This window comes from Streptomyces sp. NPDC102360 (assembly GCF_044766085.1).
In the GTDB taxonomy this organism is placed as follows: domain Bacteria; phylum Actinomycetota; class Actinomycetes; order Streptomycetales; family Streptomycetaceae; genus Streptomyces.
On sequence record NZ_JBIWLG010000001.1, the window covers coordinates 1,275,774 to 1,290,675 of the forward strand.

The 14,902-nt window shown below is 71.5% G+C and carries 13 protein-coding genes; 5 read left to right on the forward strand and 8 right to left on the reverse strand.

The window, feature by feature from the left end; all coding sequences use genetic code 11:
- Positions 1-62: 62 nt before the first annotated feature.
- Positions 63-1,454 carry an amino acid permease gene (locus ACIRHA_RS05790; RefSeq protein WP_403842115.1) on the forward strand — a complete coding sequence of 464 codons (1,392 nt, stop codon included), beginning with the start codon at positions 63-65 and terminating at the stop codon, positions 1,452-1,454.
- On the opposite strand, the gene ACIRHA_RS05795 is transcribed toward ACIRHA_RS05790, so the two are convergent.
- Positions 1,442-2,785: a 6-phospho-beta-glucosidase gene (locus ACIRHA_RS05795; protein ID WP_403840277.1), complete on the reverse strand. Its 1,344-nt coding sequence runs from the start codon at positions 2,783-2,785 to the stop codon at positions 1,442-1,444. The genes ACIRHA_RS05790 and ACIRHA_RS05795 overlap by 13 nt on opposite strands.
- Positions 2,782-3,531: a DeoR/GlpR family DNA-binding transcription regulator gene (locus tag ACIRHA_RS05800; RefSeq protein ID WP_403840280.1), complete on the reverse strand. Its 750-nt coding sequence runs from the start codon at positions 3,529-3,531 to the stop codon at positions 2,782-2,784. Before ACIRHA_RS05800 ends, ACIRHA_RS05795 begins: the two co-directional genes overlap by 4 nt.
- 166 nt (positions 3,532-3,697) lie before the next feature.
- Between ACIRHA_RS05800 and ACIRHA_RS05805 the strand changes: the two genes are divergently transcribed.
- Positions 3,698-5,812 (forward strand): phosphocholine-specific phospholipase C, encoded by a 2,115-nt coding sequence (locus ACIRHA_RS05805; protein WP_403840282.1) that lies wholly within the window; start codon positions 3,698-3,700, stop codon positions 5,810-5,812.
- A 112-nt stretch (positions 5,813-5,924) separates the two neighbouring features.
- Positions 5,925-6,821, forward strand: coding sequence for an aminoglycoside phosphotransferase family protein (locus ACIRHA_RS05810; protein ID WP_403840285.1), 897 nt, complete (start codon positions 5,925-5,927; stop codon positions 6,819-6,821).
- A gap of 6 nt (positions 6,822-6,827) precedes the next feature.
- On the opposite strand, the gene ACIRHA_RS05815 is transcribed toward ACIRHA_RS05810, so the two are convergent.
- From ACIRHA_RS05815 to ACIRHA_RS05825, 3 genes are all read right to left on the reverse strand, one after another.
- A complete protein-coding gene (locus ACIRHA_RS05815) occupies positions 6,828-7,919 on the reverse strand; it encodes a mechanosensitive ion channel family protein (RefSeq protein ID WP_403840288.1) in 1,092 nt (363 codons plus the stop codon).
- A gap of 206 nt (positions 7,920-8,125) precedes the next feature.
- Positions 8,126-9,295: a hypothetical protein gene (locus ACIRHA_RS05820; protein ID WP_403840290.1), complete on the reverse strand. Its 1,170-nt coding sequence runs from the start codon at positions 9,293-9,295 to the stop codon at positions 8,126-8,128.
- The gene (locus tag ACIRHA_RS05825) at positions 9,292-10,503 is read right to left on the reverse strand and encodes a hypothetical protein (RefSeq protein WP_403840292.1); all 1,212 of its coding nucleotides are present in this window, start codon (positions 10,501-10,503) and stop codon (positions 9,292-9,294) included. The genes ACIRHA_RS05820 and ACIRHA_RS05825 overlap by 4 nt, the downstream gene beginning before the upstream one ends.
- A 279-nt stretch (positions 10,504-10,782) precedes the next feature.
- On the opposite strand from ACIRHA_RS05825, the gene ACIRHA_RS05830 reads away from it, so the two are divergent.
- Positions 10,783-11,694: a YceI family protein gene (locus tag ACIRHA_RS05830; protein ID WP_403840294.1), complete on the forward strand. Its 912-nt coding sequence runs from the start codon at positions 10,783-10,785 to the stop codon at positions 11,692-11,694.
- Positions 11,695-11,931: 237 nt separating this feature from the next.
- On the opposite strand, the gene ACIRHA_RS05835 is transcribed toward ACIRHA_RS05830, so the two are convergent.
- On the reverse strand, positions 11,932-12,108 hold the full coding sequence (locus tag ACIRHA_RS05835; protein WP_403840296.1) for a hypothetical protein: 177 nt from the start codon (positions 12,106-12,108) through the stop codon (positions 11,932-11,934).
- Positions 12,109-12,242: 134 nt separating this feature from the next.
- Complete coding sequence (locus tag ACIRHA_RS05840) at positions 12,243-13,067, reverse strand: SAM-dependent methyltransferase (protein ID WP_403840298.1); 825 nt, start codon at positions 13,065-13,067, stop codon at positions 12,243-12,245.
- 136 nt (positions 13,068-13,203) lie between these two features.
- Here ACIRHA_RS05840 and ACIRHA_RS05845 point away from each other — a divergent pair, with 136 nt between their 5' ends.
- Positions 13,204-14,064 (forward strand): GNAT family N-acetyltransferase, encoded by an 861-nt coding sequence (locus tag ACIRHA_RS05845; RefSeq protein ID WP_403840300.1) that lies wholly within the window; start codon positions 13,204-13,206, stop codon positions 14,062-14,064.
- Positions 14,065-14,124: 60 nt separating this feature from the next.
- On the opposite strand, the gene ACIRHA_RS05850 is transcribed toward ACIRHA_RS05845, so the two are convergent.
- On the reverse strand, positions 14,125-14,901 hold the full coding sequence (locus ACIRHA_RS05850; protein WP_403840303.1) for a crotonase/enoyl-CoA hydratase family protein: 777 nt from the start codon (positions 14,899-14,901) through the stop codon (positions 14,125-14,127).
- Position 14,902 lies beyond the last annotated feature (1 nt).

Sequence of the window (14,902 nt, forward strand, 5' to 3'; positions counted from 1 at the left end):
CGACAACCAACCCACCCCGCGACCCGGCCGGGCCCGGCGGCGGACTCCTCTCCCGCGCCGGCATCTTCCGCCTCAAGCCCGTCGACGACTCGGAGGAGGAGACCAGCGGCGGACTGCGCCGCACCATGGGCCTGTGGCAGCTCGTCGCCCTCAGCCTCGGCGGTCTGGTCGGCGCGGGGGTCTTCTCGCTGGCCGGTGTCGTGGCCAATGAGGACGCCGGACCCGGCGTGATGCTCTCGTTCCTCATCGCCATCGTGGCCAGCGGCGCGGCCGCCCTCTGCTACGCGGAGTTCGCCGGCACCATCCCGAAGGCGGGCTCCGCCTACACCTACTCCTACGCCGCCCTCGGCGAGTTCGTCGGCTGGGCGATCGGCTGGGACCTGCTGCTCGAGTACACCGCGATCGTGGCCGTGGTCGCCATCGCGGTGTCCGGGTACTTCTCGTACATCCTGGAGCACGTCGGCATTGACGTGCCCAGTTGGATGCTGGGCGCTCCCGGTACCGGCTCCGGTCATCGCGTCGATCTGTTCGCGCTGCTGTTGTGTTTGTTGCTTGCCTTCGTGCTGTCCCGGGGGACGAAGGAGTCGGCGCGGTTCGAGACCATCCTTGTCGTCGTGAAGCTGGGGATCGTCGCGCTCGTGGTCGTCGCCGGGGCCTTTCACATCAAGTCCGGTAACTACACGCCGTTCCTCCCCTATGGAGTAGGAGGCGCGTTCACCGGAGCCGCCACCGCGTTCTTCGCCGTCTACGGGTACGACGCCATGAGCGCGGCCGCAGAGGAGAGCGCCGAGGCGAAGAAGGTGCTGCCGAAGGCCATCCTCGTCTCGCTCGGCATCGCCGCGTTCATCTATCTCGCGGTGTGCGTCGTGCTGCTCGGGATGCAGAACTACAAGGACATCGATGTGGCCAGTCCGTTCTCCAGTGCCCTGGGGGCAGTTGGACTCGGCGGGCTCGGGCTCGTCGTGGCCGTCGGCGCTGTCATCGGCATCACCACGTCGGCGTTCGCCAACATGCTTGCCGTGTCACGCGTCTGGTACTCGATGAGCCGCGACGGGCTGCTGCCGCGCTACTTCGCGCGCAACCACCCGCGCAGGCACGTGCCCACGCGGGTGATCTGGCCGGTCGGCATCGGCTCCGCGCTGATCGCCGGGTTCCTGCCCATCCGGGAGGCCGCCGACCTCACCAACATCGGCATCCTGATGGCGTTCATCGTGGTGGCCATCGCCGTTGTTGTGCTGCGCAGGACGCGGCCCGACCTGCCGCGCACCTTCCGTACGCCGCTGGTGCCCTGGGTCCCGGCGATCGGTGTCGCGTTCTCCGTGTGGCTGATCAGCAACCTGGACTGGGTGACGTGGGTCCGGTTCGCGGTGTGGATGCTGATCGGGGTCGGGGTCTACGCGGCGTACGGGTACCGGAACTCGGTCGAGCACCGGGAGGCGCGTCAGCGGAGGTAGCCGAGGCCCGGGTGCGCCTGCCGGTACGCGTCGACCAGGCGGCGCGCCACGTTCGCCGAGTCCACCAGCGGATGCAGCGCGAACGCCTTCACCGCCGTCGCCCGCGAGCCGGAGCGGGCGGCGGCGAGGACCTCACGCTCGACCGCCTTCACCGATGTCACGAGGCCCATGGCGTGTCCCGGCAGCGGGTCGACGGTGACGGGGTGCGCCCCGTTGGCGTCGACCAGGCACGGGACCTCGATCACCGCGTCGGCGTCGAGGCCCGAAAGGGCCCCGCGGTTGCGGACGTTGAGGATCAGCGTGGCGCGCTCGTCGCGGGCGATGGCGCGCATCAGGTCGAGGGCCACCTTCTCGTAGCCGCCGGACTCGGTGAGGGAGGCCTCGTCGCGTTCGCCCGCGCCGGCCGCCTCCCGGTTCTCCGCCATGTACGTGGCCTCGCGCTCGGCCCGCGTCGCGTCCCACGTCTTGAGCGGTGGGGCCGCCGGGTCGCGCATCCGGTCGTAGAAGCGGGACTGCTGCACGTGCAGGAACGCGCCGCGCGTCAACTCCGCTTCCTGGTAGGCGTGTACGGCCTCACGGTTGAAGTAGTAGTAGTGCAGGTACTCGTTGGGGATCGAGCCCAGCTCGCGCAGCCACTCCGTGCCGAACAGCTTGCCCTCCTCGAAGGAGCCGAGGAGTGCCTCGTCGGCGAGGAGGCGGGGGAGTTCGTCGCGGCCGTTCACCTTCAACCCGCGCAGCCAGCCCAGGTGGTTGAGGCCCACGTAATCGACCCACGCGTCCTGCGGATCGGCGCCGAGCGCGCGTGCCACGCGCTTGCCGAGGCCGACGGGGGAGTCGCAGATGCCGATGACCCGGTCGCCCAGGTGATCCGCGAGCGCCTCCGTGACCAGGCCCGCCGGGTTGGTGAAGTTGATGAACCAGGCGTCCGGGGCGAGTTGGGCGATGCGGCGCGCGATCTCCTCGACGACCGGCAGCGTCCGCAGCCCGTACGCGAGCCCGCCCGCGCCGACCGTCTCCTGGCCAAGCACGTCCTCGGCGAGCGCGATCCGCTCGTCCGCCGCCCGCCCTTCGAGGCCGCCCACCCGGATCGCAGAGAACACGAAGTCCGTGCCGCGCACCGCCTCGTCGAGATCGGTGGTGACGGTCACGGAAGGCGCGTCCGGCACCCCTTCGGCCTGCTCGGCCAGGACCCGCGCGATCGCGTCGAGGCGCTGCCCGTCGAGGTCGTACAGGGCGACCTCGGTGACGCGGCCCTCCGCGTGGTCGGTGAGCAGGGCCCCGTACACCAGCGGCACGCGGAATCCGCCGCCACCGAGAATCGTCAGTTTCATACCTGCACTACTTTCACGCCGGCCTCCGTGAGCGCTGCACAAGTGGGCGCCGGGGCGGAGGAGTTGGTCACGAGAACGTCGAGGGAGTCGGGGCCGCACACCTTGGCCATGCCGGTGCCGGGGAACTTGGAGGAGTCGGCGAGGAGCACCGTCCGGTCGGCTGCCGCGATCATGGCCCGCTTGACCGGGACCTCCACCACGGTGGTGTCCATCACCTGCCCGTTCGGGCGGACGCCGCTGGTGCCGAGGAACAGCCAGTCGGCGTGCAGCTGGCGCAGGTTGTCCTCGGTGAGGAAGCCGACCAGGGAGCGGTACTCGCGGCGCAGCATGCCGCCGAGCAGCACCAGGTCGATGCCGGTGTCGTCGGCCAGCTCCTCGTACACCACCAGGTTGCTGGTGATGACGGTGAGCCGCCGGCCGTGCAGCTGGCGGGCCAGGCGGTACGCGGTCGTCCCGATGTCGAGGAGGACCGACTGGCCGTCCGCTATCAGGGACGCCGCATGCTCGGCGATGGTGTCCTTCTCGGGGACCCGTACCTGCGCGACCTCGGCGAAGGGCTGGTCGCCCTCCTCCATGACGGCGCCGCCGTGCACGCGGGTGAGGAGTCCGTCCTCCTCCAGTTTCACCAGGTCGCGGCGGATGGTCGCGGGGCTCACGGTGAGCTGCTCGGCGAGTTCGGCGACGGACGCGGGCCCGCCGGAGCGCAGCGCACGCAGGATCAGGTGGTGTCGTCGCTCTGCCAGCATGCGGCGCACACTACTCGTCAAATTCAAGCAATTCCATGCTCATTTTTGTCCAGAGCTTGATTGTGTGGTGCCGACATGAGTTCATCCGGTGCTCACCATCCGTACTGTCTGCACTCGTAGCGTCCCTGCGTACCCCCCGTCGCCACCGAACCCAGGAGCCGCCGACATGACCGATCCCCTCTCCAGCCCCGTGTCCCGGCGTCGCGCCCTCGCCCTCGGTGCGGGCGCGCTCGGCGCCGCGGCGGCGGGCTCGCTGCTGCCGCCCTCCCTTCAGCGGGCCCTGGCCGCCGAGCCGCCGTCCGGCGGGCTCGACGCCATCGAGCACGTGGTGATCCTCATGCAGGAGAACCGGTCGTTCGACCACTACTTCGGCATGCTGCGCGGCGTCCGCGGCTTCGGCGACCGCAACGCCGTCCAACTCGCCGACGGAAAGCCCGTGTTCGAGCAACCGGACGGCGCGAAGAGAGTCCTGCCGTTCTCCGTGCGCGCGGCCGCCGAGGCGCAGCAGCACGACCTGCAGTACATCGACGCCCTCAACCACGACTGGAACGGCGGCCACAAGGCCTGGAACAACGGCTGGATGAACCAGTGGGTCTCCGCCAAGACCGCGGCGACCATGGCGTATTACGACCGCTCCGACATTCCGCTGCAGTACGAGCTCGCCGACACCTTCACCATCTGCGACGCCTACCACTCGTCCATGCACAGCTCCACCAGCCCCAACCGCAATTACCTCTGGAGCGGAAACTCCGGCGACGAGCCGTCCGGCGTGCGCGCCATCGGCAACGACGCCTACGACGAGGGCACCCACAAGGGCTACGACTGGCCCACCTTCGCCGAACTCCTGGAGAAGGAGGGCCGCAGCTGGCAGACGTACACCGAGTGGGAGAACTTCACCGACAACCAGATCGAGTTCTACGCCTCCTTCAAGGCGGTCGCCCGCAAGGTGCTGGCCAAGACCGGCGGGCACACGTACATGGAGTCGTTCTACGCGCTCGTCCGCAAGGCGGACGACGCCGGTGACACGGCCGAGCGGAAGCGGCTGCTCGGACTCCTGGAGGAGGGCGTCAAGGCGCTCACCAAGGCCGAACGCAGCCTGTTCGAGCGCGCCCTGCGTCGCGTGCCCACCGGCACCCTGGCCGAGCGTTTCGCCGCCGACGTCGCCGCCGGGAAGCTGCCCGCGGTCTCCTACCTGGTGCCGTCCGCGGTCGACTCCGAGCACCCCAGCGTCTCCGTGCCCGCCGCGAGCGCCAGCGTCCCGTACAAGGTGCTCGACGCGCTGGCCTCGCACCCCGACGTGTGGCGCAAGACCGTCGTGCTCATCAACTACGACGAGAACGACGGCTTCTTCGACCACGTCCCGCCGCCCGTGCCCGAGCCGGGCGAGCCCGACGAGTGGTGGCTGGGGCAGCCCACCGGGCTCGGCATGCGCGTGCCGATGCTGGTGATCTCGCCGTGGTCGGTGGGTGGTTACGTGTGCTCCGAGCTGTTCGACCACACCTCCGTCAACCGCTTCCTGGAGAAGTGGACCGGCATCGAGAACCCCAACATCACGCCGTGGCGCCGCCGGATATGCGGCGACCTGACCTCCGCCTTCGACTTCGACACCGCCGAGAAGCAGCCCGCCGTGCACAATCCCGGCCCGGTGCCGCCGGCCGCCGCCCGCTGGAAGCCGAGCCCGCCGGCCGAGCAGAAAATGCCGGTGCAGGAGCCCGGCACCCGGCCCGCGCGCCCGCTGCCGTACCAGACCGACGCGTACGCGCGGATCGACGAGGGGCGCGTCGAGGTCACCCTCTCCAACACCGGTACGTCCAGCGCCCACTTCGCGCTCTACTCGTACGAGGGCGAGTTCGACGTGCCGCAGCACCGCGACGTCTCCGGCACCCGCGCCCTGACCGTGACACCGGCAAAGGACCGCTACCGGTTCACCGTCACCGGCCCGGGCGGCTTCCGCCGCGAGTTCGCGGGCCTCGCCGCGTCCACCGCGGAGGTCACGTCGACCGTGCGCGCCAAGACCCGCGAACTGCGCATCACGCTGGCCAACCACGGCACCGAGGCCAAGGTGTTCACCGTCCGCCCGCAGGCCTACGTGCGCGCGGCCGACGCCGCGCCCCTGACCCGGCAGATCCGCGTCGCGCCCGGCGACCGCACCACCGTGACGCACCCCGCCGCGAAGACCCACGGCTGGTACGACCTGATCGTGCGCTGCGAGAACGAGCCCGACTTCGCGCGGCGCCTGATGGGCCACATCGAGAACGGGCGGCCCTCGGTCTCCGGGTGATACCGGGGCCCTGCGTCCTGCGGGCGGGGAAAACCGATCGTCGGGAACGGACACCAGCGGTTACGCTCGCGCCCGTTCCCGACGAGGTCCGGACCCGCCGCGAAAGGTGACCATGGGCGTACGCAAGCTGCACCAGGACGAGCCGGACATCGACGAGGACCTCGTCCGGGCGCTCGTCGACGAGCAGTTCCCGCGGTGGGCGGGCCTGCCCCTGAAGTACGTCGACTCGCACGGCACGCAGAACGTTCTGTACCGGCTCGGCGAGGAGTGGGTGGTGCGGCTGCCGCGTCTGGCCGGCGTCGAACCCGAACTGGCGGACGCGCGACGGTGGCTCCCGTACCTGGCGGCCCGGCTGCCGGTGCCCGTGCCGGAGCAGGTGGCCGAGGGGGAGCCGGGGCACGGCTTCCCGTGGCCGTGGGCGGTGCACCGCTGGCTGCCCGGCGAGAACCCGGCCGTGGGGCGGCTCGGCGATCCCGAGGCGCTGGCCGGGGATCTGGCGGGCTTCGTCACGGCGATGCGCGCGATCGACACCACCGGGGCACCGGAGGCGTACCGCGGGCGGCCGCTCGCCGAACGCGCCGACGGGACCCGCGAGGTGACCCGCCGTCTGGCCGGGACGATCGACTCCGCGGCGGCCCTCGCCCTCTGGGACGAGGCGGTGCGCACGCCCGGCGCGGTCCGCGACGTGTGGCTGCACGGGGACCTGCAGCCCGGCAACCTTCTGGTGTCGCAGGGCAGCCGGCTCGGCTCGGTCATCGACTTCGGGTGCATGGGCACGGGGGATCCGGCCGTCGATCTGATCGCTGCCTGGTACGTCCTGGGCGGCCCGGAGCGGCGGATCTTCCGCGAGGCCGTGGCGGTCGACGACGACGCGTGGGTGCGGGGGCGCGGCTGGGCGCTGACCATCGCGGTGCACGAGCTGGCGTACTACCGGGACTCGAACCCGTTCATGGCGCGCACCGCGACCCGCGTGGTCGGCGAGATCCTCGCCTCCGCCGACCACGACTGAAGGGCGCTAGACGGGCGGCGCGAGCGGGGCCTCGTGCGCGTCCCGCTGATGCGGGATCACGACCGAGGGGCTGCCCGTCGTCAGCGCCACCGTCCGTGCCGGAGACGGAATGCGGATGCCCTCCGCGCGGAAGCGCGCGTGCAGCCGCTTGATGAACTCGTGCTTGATCCGGTACTGGTCGCTGAACTCGCCGACGCCCAGGATCACGTTGAAGCTGATCCGGGAGTCGCCGAAGGTGTGGAAGCGCACGAGCGGTTCGTGCTCCGGCACGGCGCCCTCGACCTCCTTCATCACCTCGGTGACGACCTCGACCGTCACCCGCTCCACTTCCTCCAGGTCGACGTCGTAGCCGACCCCGGCCAGCACGCTGAGGGTCATCTCCTGCTCCGGGCGGCTGAAGTTGGTCATGTTCGTGCCCGACAGCTGCGTGTTCGGGATGATCACGAGGTTGTTGGAGAGCTGCCGCACCACCGTGTTGCGCCAGTTGATGTCGACGACATAGCCCTCCTCGCCACTGCTCAGCCTGATGTAGTCACCGGGCTGCACGGTCTTGGAGGCCAGGATGTGCACGCCCGCGAACAGGTTGGCGAGGGTGTCCTGAAGGGCGAGTGCCACGGCCAGGCCGCCCACACCCAGGGCGGTGAGCAGCGGCGCGATGGAGATCCCCAGCGTCTGCAGCACCACCAGGAACCCCATCGCGAGCACCACGACCCGCGTGATGTTCACGAAGATGGTCGCCGAACCCGCCACGGCCGCACGGGACTGCGCGACCGCCCGTACGAGCCCCGTGATCACCCGCGCCGCCGTCAGCGTCGCCACGACGATGAGCAGCGCCGTGAGCGCCATGTTCACATTCCGGCCCGTACGCGGGGTGAGCGGCAGCACCTCGGCGGCCACGGCGGCGCCCGCCGTGACCGCCGCCCACGGCACCAGCGTGCGCAGCGCGTCGACGATCACATCGTCCCCGGCCCACCGCGTCTGCCCGGCGCGCACGCCGAGCCAGCGCAGCAGGGCGCGCAGCAGCAGCCCCGCCAGCAGACCGCCGATCAGGGCGACACCGGCGAAAATCAGGTCGTGGAGTTCGACGCCGCGACTCAACGGGCACCGCCCGTGCGGGGGCCGAACGCTGTCAGTAGGGCATCGAGGGCGGATATGTGATGTTTCGTCACGTGATACCTGCTCGGTCGGGGACAGGGGCGGCGGGCCGGAGCCTCACCTATTCTGCACAAGCTTCTCGCATCCCGGACCCAACTCCGTTGCTGCCCCCTTACGTAATGCCGATGATCCGTCCGCCACGCGCGGCCCTACAACCGTTCCACGGCGCGGAACGCAGACAGGCGTGCCAGTAACCGGCGTGCGGGCGGCGTCAGTTCGCTCACTGGCAGCGGGGCGCCGCTGTTCAGGCGGCCGAGCAGAGCGCCCAGTTCGCGCGCCGTCAGGCCGGTGCGTGTGATGTGTCCGCACGCCGCGACGAGGCGGTGCCCGCCGGCCGGCATCCACACCACACGCTCCGTGGCCCGCACCGCGTCGTCGTCGGTGAAGTAGCCGGGCCGGGTGGGCGGCGGCACCGGGCGCAGGCCCCCGTCCGTGGCCTGCCGCAGCACCTCGCGGGCCAGGCGCCGGTGGAGCGGCGCGGGACGGGTCTCCTGGCGGAGGTGGTGCAGCGCCGCGGCGAGGGGCGGCGGGAGGGTGCCGGGCAGGTCTTCGGGTGACTCGTCGGCCGGTACGAGGGTGTCGACCGTGCCCCACGTCCCGTGCGAGGAGGACGGGCCGATGAGCGGTGCGGGTGCGCGCGGGACGGAGACGTGCACGGTCGTGGCGGGGGAGCGGGGTCCGTGGAGGGTGTGTTCGTGGCCGGCGGGCCAGTAGAGCAGGTCGCCGGGGGCGGCCGTAGCGGTCCAGCGCCGCTTCTCCGGTCCCGTGAGGCGGATCCGGTGGTGGCCGTGGAGGACGTAGAGGAACGTTGCTGCGCGGGGCTGGGAGGGCGAGGGGCGTGGTGGCTCGGACGTTCCGTGGCACAGCGTCGTGCCGATGGGTACCAGGGGCCGGCCGACCGCGTCCCACAGGCCGGTGAAGAAGGCCCGCTCCCTGGCCCACAGCGGATGGTGCCCCGCGTGCAGCTCCCGGACGACGAGGGTGAAGGGGGCGCCGCCCAACTGCCGTTGGAGGCGGCGGTCGTAGGCGGCGAAGGAGCCGTCCTCCGGCCGGGGCAACAGATCACCGGGGTCGGTGAGGCGGCGCGGCCCCACGGCGAACCGGACCCGTTCGTCGTCGTCCGCCGTGGTGTGGTGTCCGGCGGCGACGGCGCCCTCGAAGACCTCGTGGCGGTCGAACGGAGCGGCGGGGCCGGGGGTGCGGCTCGGGCGGAGCAGGGCGGGCCGGCGGTCCCAGTGGTCGGCCGCGAGGCGTTGCCAGTCGATCGACCGGTCGACGGGTCCGAGGACGTCGACCGGGGTGGCGGCGCCCGCCGTCACGGGTGCGGCTCCGGTGGCGCGATCGCGACGGCCCGTGAACGGCACAGCTCGCGGAGCACGCCGTGCAGGTGAGGAGAGTCGTCGGACAGCCCCGACGACCGGGCCAGGTCGGCCACGGTGGTGTCCTGGTGTGTCGTGCGCAGGCGGCTGAGCACACGGTCGGCCGCACGGCCCCGCACCGGCCACACCTGCCCGTTCGCCGCCCACAGCGCGTCATCGGCACCGGTGGCGACCCGGATGATCTCGCTGACGCACAGTAATCGGTGCCGGGAGGTGAGGGGCACGGCGGGCCGTGGCGCGGGCGCCGGATCGAGCCCCGCGGCGGAGCGCAGCCCGGCCCAGCGCGCGAGCAGGGCCCGCTCGACGCCCGGATCGGCGAGCGTGTCCGCCAACGGGCGGGCTGAGTAGGCGAGTTGGGTGGGAAGCGTCAGCCGCCCGTCGGCTCTCGCGGGCAGCGGATGGGGGAGTGTCACCGGGGTGTCCGGGTGCGGACCGTGTCTTCGCAGCAGGGTGCGGACGGCCTCCGTGACCAGTGGCAGGGCCGAGGCCGTGCGGGCGGGCACGCTCACCCGCAGCGTCGTGCACGGTCCCGTACGGTGATCGAGGTGCCGGCTTCCGGCGGGCCAGTGCACCAAGTCACCTGCCGCCGCGTGGAGTTCGTACTCGGTGCCGGTGTGCTCGGGGCGCACCCGTACGGTCAGCTGGCCGTCGATGACCCAGGTGAGGGAGGCGGCGCCGGGGTCGCCCGCCTCGGCGACGGCGTGGTGCCGGTCGCCGACGGCCAGCTCCGCGGCCACCGGGACCACGGGCCACCCGACGTACCGCCAGAGCCCGGCCAGCGCGTCCCGTACCCGCGACCACGCCGAGAAGTCCCGGTGCAGGGGATCGGCGGCGGTCAGCAGCCAGCCGTCGCCGCCGAGCAGGGGCGCTGAGGCGAGGCGTGCGACGTAACCGTCGAGGTCCCGGTCGGTCCGGCCGGGCAGCAGCGGGCCCGGCTCGGACAGGAAACCGTCGGTCGTGGCCAGGTGCAGGGACTCGGGGTGCGCGGCCGCCATGAGGAAGAGCGCGTGGGCGTCGGCCGGGTCGATGCCCAGCACGGGTGCGTCGGAGACGACCACCGGCTCCCTGGCCCAGTGTGTCTCGGCGAAGCGCCGCAGGGCGGGCCCGTGGGGTGCGGTCCTGCGGGCGGAGGTGTGCCTTGACTTCATCGGGTGGGGATCTCCTCGGTCCCACGTGGGGGTGGCGCCGGGTTCGCGACCTTGCCAGAGCGCTTCCTGCTTCGTCAACGCTTTGCGGAGAACCAGTGAACACGCGCGAGGAGGGAGAGGAGGAGGGTGACGTCCAGAGGGTAGTTGGGGCCGGAAAGGTGTGGGTCTTGTGAATTGGCGGGTTCGCGCCTGCCGGAATACGCGGCTCCGCCCGATTTGGGCAGGCCGGGCGCATGGCATGGTGGGCGCGCTCGTTCAGATGTCCAAGAAAGGCCCCTCATGCCCCTCGCATTGTTCCGTCGGAAGAGCGCCGGTTCGGCAGGGCGGGGAGGTGGTCCCGTCCACTCCGTGCCGCAGGGGGCGGGCGGCGTGCACTGCGAGGTGACCGACCCGTTCGGTCAGCCCATGCCGGGCGCCGATGTCACGATGACCCAGTCGCAGACCGGGCGCGTCTCCGTGAAGGCCACGACCGACCCCTTCGGTCTGGTCTTCGTCACGCTGCAGCCCGGCCGCTACAGCGTCCTGATCGCGGCCGAGGGCCTGGAGCCGTTCCAGCAGACGGTCGAGGTCGTCGAGGGCGAGACGCTGCCGCTCACCGGCATCCAGCTGCACGTGGGCCGTTCGCCGGAGCTGCCGCAGCCCGGCACCTGGATGTTCGACCCGCCGCACACCGCGATCCGCTTCATCGCCAAGCACGTCGGCATGGCCCACGTCCACGGCCGCTTCACGCGCTTCGAGGGCGGCATCCAGATCGCGCCCGACATGGCGGACTCGCGCGTCGAGGTCCGCATCGAGGCCGCGTCGATCACGACGGGCAACAACACCCGCGACAACCACCTGCGTTCCGCGGACTTCCTGGACGTCGAGAACTACCCGTACCTCCACTTCAGTTCGGACCGTTTCATCTACCGCGGCGGATCCAAGTGGACCGTCCAGGGCGCCCTCACCATGCACGGCGTGAGCCGCACGGTCGACCTGGAGACCGGCTACCTCGGCGTCGTCAACGGCGGTTACGCCGAGGAGCTGCGCTGCGCGGCCCTCGCCACGGCGGAGCTGCACCGCGAGGACTACACCCTGAACTGGCGCACGATGCTCGCCAAGGGCATCGCGGTCGTCGGCCCCACGGTCAAGCTCGAAATGGACCTCCAGGCCATGTACCGCAGCGCGGACACGCCCACGCCCCCGGAGTAGGTAACTGCTGGGCGCACCTTGATTACGGAGCGCAGCGCGATGCGGCAAGAGGACGGCACCCCGCCCGTTCGCGGCCGGATGACCTCTATGGAAGGCTGATGGGCGAAATGCCCCATTCCTTCCCGGGAGGTCCCATGTCCTCGAAGCGTCGTCGGAAGAAGAAGGCGCGCCGCAAGCACGCGGCGAATCACGGCTCCCGTCCGCAGTCCTGACTGCGGGAGCGGCCGCGGGGTGGGGTCACGCGCGCTGCGCGACCCCACTGCCGATCGCGGACGCCCACTCCGTGACCAGCGACTCGTACTCGGCGCGGTCCTCGGGGTTCAGGTGCCCACCCGTGCGTGCCCACAGGTCACGAATCTGCTCGTTGACCACGTCGGCGGACCGTACGGCGCGTGAGGCTGGGATGGCGGACATGTGAAAGAGCGTAGGGGATCCGCACGCCTATTCGCTGCGGTCCGTCACGTGGCTATCGCCATGTGTGAGTTTCGTCATGCATGTCGGCGTGATGACTCCTGTCCCGGTCAAGTCACCTGGCCCCGTACGCCACTTCAGCTCTTGCGGCCCACCGCCCCGTACATCGGCACCGGTGATCCGTCCCGGTCCTCGTCGACGGCCAACTCCGGGTGCCAGTCGGGGAGCCAGACCACGCCGGGGTCCACCAGCTCGAGTCCGGTCCCGGTGAAGAACTTCGTCATCTCCTCGTGCGTGCGCGGGGCGAGGGTGATCCCGCCGGCCGCGTACATGTCGATCGTCTGCTGAGTGCGCGACGGGTCGTAGTCCGCGGCCACATGGGACAGGGCGAGGTGGCTGCCCGAGGGCAGGGCGTCCACGAAGGTGCGCACGATGTCGTACGCGCCCTGCTCGTCCGGGATGAAGTGCAGCAGCGCGATCAACGACACCGCTATCGGGCGCTCGAAGTCCAGGATCTCCCGGGCCAGTTCGATGATGCGGTCCGGTTCGCGGGCGTCGGCCTGGACGTAGCGCGTGACCCCCTCCGGAGTGCCGTGCAGCAGCGCCTCCGCGTGCCGCAGCACGATCGGGTCGTTGTCGACGTACACGACGCTCGCCTCGGGCGCCGCGAGTTGCGCGATGCGGTGCAGGTTCGGCTCGGTCGGGATGCCGGTGCCGATGTCGAGGAACTGGGTGACACCGCCGCGCGCCGCGAGCATCCGGGTCGCGCGGTGCATGAACCAACGGTTGTGCCGCGCCGCGTACTTGGCCGTCGGCTCCAGCGTGGTGATCTGGCGGCCGAGCTCCTCGTCCACCGGATAGTTGTCCTTGCCGCCGAGGTACCAGTCGTACACCCGCGCCGGGTGCGGCCTGCTGGTGTCGATACGCGGCGGGGTGGGGGATGTGTCGGGCGTCGAGGGCATGGGTGGCTGCAACTCCCTGGTCGTCCGGGCATGATCGAGCGCGTGCACGAGCATCCTGCCGTATGTGTGCGAAGTGTGCGGCCGCAATGGGAGAGGATGCCGGGGCGGAGTGGAATCCGAGACAGGAGCACCGCGCATGAGTGACGTCCCCCAGCTTCCCGCACACCTCGACATCTCCCGGGCCACGCTCGCCGACTGGCCGGTGATCCGTGGCTGGGCCGCCGACGAGGGCTGGAACCCCGGCCTGGCGGACGGGCCCAGCTTCTTCGCCCAGGACCCCGACGGGTTCTTCCTCGGCCGGATCGACGGCGAGCCGGTGTCCGCTGTCTCCGTCGTCAACTACGGGGACGCCTACGCGTTCCTGGGCTGCTACCTCGTCCGTCCCGACCTGCGCGGACTCGGCCATGGCATCGCCACTTGGAGGGCGGGGCTCGCGCACGCGGGCGGGCGCACCGTCGGGCTCGACGGCGTCGTCGCCCAGCAGGGCAACTACCGCAAGTCCGGCTTCGAACTCGCCCACCGCACCACCCGGTTCACCGGGATTGCGAGCGGTGGCGGTGCGCCCGGTCCCGGCGACGGTGTCGTGCCGGTCGAGGGCGACCTCCGGCCCCTGCTCGCGTACGACAGTGCCTGCTGTCCGGCGGACCGGCCGCGCTTCCTGGAATCCTGGCTGACCACGCAGGGACACACGGTCCGTGCTCGCGTCGTCGGCGGACGCGTCACCGGGTACGGCGTGCTGCGCGAGGGGCTCGACATGCCGCGGATCGGGCCGCTGTTCGCGGACACGCCGGACGACGCCCGTGTGCTGTTCGACGCGCTCGCTCCGGCGGGGCGACCGGTCGGCCTCGACGTGCCCGCGTCGAACCCGGCGGCCGTCGCCCTGGCCGAGGAGCGGGGGCTGGAACCGGGGTTCGAGACGGCCCGGATGTACACCGGGCCGGTTCGGGCGTTCGCCGAGGAGCGGGTCTTCGGCGTGACGACCCTTGAGCTCGGGTGAGGCGACAACTCCTGGGCCGGGAAAGGGGTGCGGGGCTACGAAACGGTATGGGGGAGGCGGTCAGTCGTTCTCGAACGACCCGTGCCGCCCTGCCCCCGCCGCGAACCGGCCCGCCCCTTCGGTCGCCCCGCCCAACACACCCATGCCGTAGCGGAGTTCGGTGTTCATCGCCGCCGCCTCGTCCCGGCCGTGCTGTTCCCGCAGGGACGCCCGGTCGCTGCGCAGGCAGTCCTGCGGGAACGCGGCGATCTGCGCGGCGAGCGCCTCCGCCGCCGCGCGGGAGCCGCCGGGCGGCACGAGGCGGTTCGCGAGACCGATCTCGTACGCCTCCCGCGCCTCGACGGGGCGGCCGGTCAGGATCAGGTCGCTCGCGCGGCTCTCACCGATGAGCCGGGGGAGGCGGACCGTGCCGCCGTCGATGAGCGGAACTCCCCAGCGGCGGCAGAAGACACCGAACACCGCGTCCTCCTCCGCCACCCGCAGATCGCACCAGAGGGCGAGTTCGAGGCCGCCCGCCACCGCGTGCCCCGCCACGGCCGCGATGACGGGCTTCGTCAGACGCAGGCGGGTCGGGCCCATCGGCCCCGCCGTGTCGTCGGTGAACTCCGCCACCCGGTTCCCGCGCTCCGTGCCGATCGCCTTGAGGTCCGCTCCCGCGCAGAACGTGCCGCCCTCGCCCCACAGCACGGCGACCCGCGCCCCGTCGTCCGCCTCGAACGCGCGGAAGGCCTCGGCCAGTTGAGCCGCCGTCGGACCGTCGACCGCGTTGCGGGCCTCGGGGCGGGACAGGACGACCGTGGTGACGTGGCCTGCGCGTTCGACGCGGACGGGAGGCATG